We start from the raw sequence: 4,253 nt of genomic DNA, 5'->3' as shown, positions 1-4,253 counted from the left end.
TTGACCGTAGTAGTCGGCCCCGGTGGAGATCGCTGTGACCACCAGCCAGAGCACGGCCAGGCGGAGGAACTGTACTGCGCTGTCGGCGGACAGAGCCCCGTCGATGACGTCTGACAGGACAAAGATCGCGGCGATCTCACAGCCGGCGGCGAGGAGCAGCAGTATGGCGGCTGTGGCGAATCGGGAGCCCTCCCCCTCAAGAGCGGGGAAGAAGCGGCGATAAGCCTGGTGTGTAGTCATCGAAAGAGTCCATCGTCACGGTCGCCGCGTCCGAGGGCATCATTTTCGGATGTCCCCGGACGCGGCGGGAATGGGTTAGGCCAGGCGGCGGATCAGGACCACACCCAGTCCCACCGCCGCAGCCGCCGGTTCCAGACGCGTCGACGACGGCGCTGCTGACCTTGTCCGACCTTCTGTCCTGGCTTCTGTCCTGGCTGAGGCATTTCCTTCTCCTAGTGCTCGGTCTTGCGTGTTCTGGCCGGCGTCCGTGCCGACGAGAACAAACCTATGGCCGGCAACTGCGGGCCACCTCGTACACAGCTGGGAGAACGCTGTGATCACCACACCCGGTCGGGTTCGGCGCTGCGAGAGAAAGAGATCACCCCGAGCGGCCTAGAGAATCCACGAGATGCTCTGGCCGCCTGACGATTCGAGGGATACCGGCGATGGTTCGGCACCGCTAGACGGTCAACGATGGAGTGCGTACTGCCCACGGTGATCGTCACTGACAACCAACTCACAGCTCAGCCCAACCCGCCCCTCAAACTGGGCATTCATCCTCGAGACATGAGAAATAAGAGGAAGAACACTTTATCCGTCCCCCTTGTGGTGCTCGAGGAGCCCGCCGCCATCGACTACGCCCACCTACTGTTCAGCAGCAACATCCCACTTGCGGTGGTCAGCAACGAGTACTCAGCTGTCGTTCCGTTCATGCTCGGCAACAACGGGCGCACCGCTGCATTCGTCGCCGACGTCGACGACCCCGACCAGCTCGCCGAAGCGATCGTGATCATCGAACGCCGATTCGGTCGAGTCGATTCAGTGATCCGCTATGCCTCCGACGTCCCGGCGGAAGCGGCACGCGCCTCCTGAAATCCAGGAAGGTCGTCAACCACACGCCGCGACACTGATTCGATGACGTCCCGGCTCGCCGTAGTCTTTGTCACGACAGCTGGGGACTGCTGTCGTGAGGCCGGCCGATGCCACGCCAGGCGAACGACATCCGCTGTCTCTTGGTTACCGGCCGGATGGAGCCGGCATGGCCTGGCCCGATTCGACGCACGCAGTTCCGTCGCCGCACAGCCGAGGATGAACATCGTCGCGATCGCCACCGCGCCCCAGAACATGAGTCCGCCGTTCGGTCCTCAGGGCGGGGTGAACGCCAGCTCCTGGCCGGTGCAAGGTCCCGGTGACAAAGGGCATATAGCTCTGCGGGGTGTATCCGTTCGGGACGAGGCTGGTCGCGTTCTCGACGACGTAGGCCCTAGTCGCTGAGACGAAGATCCGATGATCTCGTCAGGGAAGCAGGTCGGGTCAGGCGACAGACCAGAGCGCCCATCCTCACAGCCACCTCCCAGCTGTCCTCCAGGCAGGCGGTGGGGAGGACGCCGACTCTGGGATACGAATCGATCCGAGGAGGACTCATGACCGAAGTACTGGACAGGCCGCCGACCGTGGCGCCGTCCGATCCCGCCAGCCCGGCGGGGCGACATCGACGCATCGCCACTCCGCGGCGGTGCGGACGGTTCGGGCTCGCGGGGCTTCTGATGGTGACCGCGGTGCTCTACCTGTGGAATCTGTCTGCGAGTGGATATGCCAACACCTTCTACGCTGCTGCGGCGCAGGCCGGTTCGCAGAGCTGGAAGGCGTGGTTCTTCGGTGCGCTCGATGCAGCGAATTTCATCACCGTCGACAAGCCGCCCGCCTCGTTGTGGGTGACCGGGCTCAGCGTCCGCATCTTCGGGATGAACCCGTGGGCCGCTCTGGCGCCCCAGGCGCTGATGGGCATCGCTGCGGTGGCCCTTCTGTATGCGACGATGCGTCGGACGATCCGCGACAGGCAGCTTGGTACAGCGGCCGGCCTGATCGCCGGCGCAGTGCTGGCGTTCACCCCCGCGGCCGCGCTGATGTTCCGCTTCAACAACCCAGACGCACTGCTGGTGCTGCTGATGGTCGCCGCGGCCTACGCTTTGACGCGGGCCATCGCCACTAACTCGGGACGGTGGCTCGCCTTGGTCGGTGTCGCCCTGGGTTTCGCCTTCCTCACCAAGATGCTGCAGGGCTTTCTGATCTTGCCGTTCTTCGGGCTCGCCTACCTGGTGTTCGCGAAAACCGGGTGGCTCAAGCGAATCGCGCACCTGATCGGTGCGACCGCCGCGCTGATCGTGTCCGCGATGTGGTTCCCGGTGGTCACCATGATCGTGCCGGACTCCGCACGGCCGTACATCGGCGGTTCGACGGACAACTCCTTCATGAACCTCGTCCTCGGCTACAACGGCGTCGGCCGCATCAGCGGTGGGTCCGGGCGCGGCAGAGGAAGCGGTGGCGGCCAGGCCGGCAGTTCCTTCGGCGGGTCCACCGGCCTGGACCGACTCTTCGGTTCCGAGATGGGCAACGAGATCTCCTGGCTACTGCCGACAGCACTCATCGCGCTGGTCTTCGCCGGCTACCTGGTGCTACGCAGCTCCCCTCTGTTGAGTTTCGACCAGCGACTGACGCGCTCCGAGTCTGCGGCGGTGCTCTCGTGGGGCGGCTGGCTCGTGGTCACCGGGGTGATCTTCTCCTTCATGAGCGGGACGATTCACCCGTACTACACGGTGGCTTTGGCCCCGGCGATCGGTGCAGTCACCGGACTTGGCGGCGTGTTCGCGTGGCGTCGACGCACCCGATGGGAAGGTCGGGTTGTTCTGGCGGCGATGGTCGGTGCGGCGGCGGCGTGGTCTATCGTGCTGCTGAACCGCAATGATTTCGGCCCGATCTGGTGTCGCTGGGTGATCGGTGTGGTCGCCGCCATCGCGGTGGTGACCGTCCTCGTCGGTGGCGCGCTCGGTTGGCGACGTGCGGTTGCTGCGGCGCTGATCGCGGGTTCGCTGGCAGGATTCGGCGGGACGGCAGCGTTCTCGATCGCGACCGCGGCGACCCCCCACAACGGCTCGATCCCGACCGCGGTGTCGACCTCGATCGGCGGCGGGATGGGAGGCCCCGGCGGGCGGGCAGACGGCGGACAGCACGGGAACGGGCCTCAGCAGAGCGGTGCCCGTCCTGACCGACAGGCAAATCCGCCCACGACCACCCAGGGTGGACCGCAGGACGGCAACGGAACCGGGGGCGGCCCGGGTGGCGACATCTCGTCGAACGCCGAACTCGTTGCCGCGCTGAAAGCAACCACCACGACGTGGGCGGCCGCGACCAACGGGTCACAATCGGCCGCCGGTATCGAGATCGCCACCGGCACCTCTGTCATGGCGATCGGGGGTTGGAGCGGTGATCCCGCCCCGACCCTCGAGCAGTTCATCGCCTACGTCCAGGCAGGCAAGATCTCCTACTACCTCGGCGGCGGTGGCGGACCGGGTGGCAACTCAGAAATCTCTGAGTGGGTCGCCGCCAACTACACGGCCACAACCATCGCAGGAACGACGGTCTACCAGTTCGTCTGAGTCGTGACGCAGTCCTGCCCCGTTCCAGGGCACCCGGCGGACGGGGCAGGACCGATGATCAACCGATCGATAGGATCAACTGGCAAACCAATGCAATACCGGGCGCTGGCGATGTGCAGCTCGAACTCCCACATGCCGTGTCGTAAGGCTCGCCGCTACCACAGCTCTAGCTGAGTTCGGGCCCGTGCGAGCAGGGCGAAAGCGGAACGCCGCCTCGTTGCTCTTCGCGCCCACAGGACCATTGTGCGCGCCATCGGAGCCAGGCCGCGCGGGCATCGCTCCGATCAGTTTCGTGCGGTGAGGGTTCCACGGGCGGCGCTTGCCGGGCTATCTCAAACCTGCTGCGGTGCAGTCGAGTACGACCCGAGCATCAGGCCGCTTCGTCCACAACGACGACCACACCACTCGCGTGGGTCGGTCGGACTCGACGACAGTGGGCGCAATCTCATCGTCCAGAAGGTGGAGCCAAGGGCGGGGAGACTGCCGATTCGGGCTCACGAGGTCATCGAAGACCACGTGCGGCGACGCGACACCTTCCACACGACAAACATTCTCAACGCCTCACGAGACGTGCAACCACACTATCCAGCCACATCA

General features: G+C 65.3%; 2 protein-coding genes and 1 pseudogene. 2 read left to right on the top strand and 1 reads right to left on the bottom strand.

Annotation, left to right across the window (positions count from 1 at the left end; all coding sequences use genetic code 11):
* Window positions 1–240, bottom strand: a pseudogene (locus M1L58_RS23120) (ABC transporter ATP-binding protein); the annotation flags it as partial.
* Window positions 241–786: 546 nt separating this feature from the next.
* Between M1L58_RS23120 and M1L58_RS23115 the strand changes: the two are divergent.
* Together M1L58_RS23115 and M1L58_RS23110 are read left to right on the top strand one after the other, a co-directional pair.
* Window positions 787–1,092 (top strand): hypothetical protein, encoded by a 306-nt coding sequence (locus tag M1L58_RS23115; RefSeq protein ID WP_248660611.1) that lies wholly within the window; start codon window positions 787–789, stop codon window positions 1,090–1,092.
* Window positions 1,093–1,643: 551 nt separating this feature from the next.
* On the top strand, window positions 1,644–3,656 hold the full coding sequence (locus M1L58_RS23110; RefSeq protein ID WP_248660610.1) for an ArnT family glycosyltransferase: 2,013 nt from the start codon (window positions 1,644–1,646) through the stop codon (window positions 3,654–3,656).
* The last annotated feature ends 597 nt before the right edge of the window (window positions 3,657–4,253 follow it).

Source organism: Gordonia sp. C13, assembly GCF_023218005.1.
Taxonomy (GTDB): domain Bacteria; phylum Actinomycetota; class Actinomycetes; order Mycobacteriales; family Mycobacteriaceae; genus Gordonia; species Gordonia namibiensis.
This window is presented reverse-complemented; position numbering and strand designations above follow the sequence as displayed.

What these genes read in the sequence shown, in the direction of transcription:
- M1L58_RS23115 (WP_248660611.1), top strand. Translation starts at nt 787, where the DNA reads ATGAGAAATAAGAGGAAGAACACTTTATCCGTCCCCCTTGTGGTGCTC.
- M1L58_RS23110 (WP_248660610.1), top strand. Translation starts at nt 1,644, where the DNA reads ATGACCGAAGTACTGGACAGGCCGCCGACCGTGGCGCCGTCCGATCCC.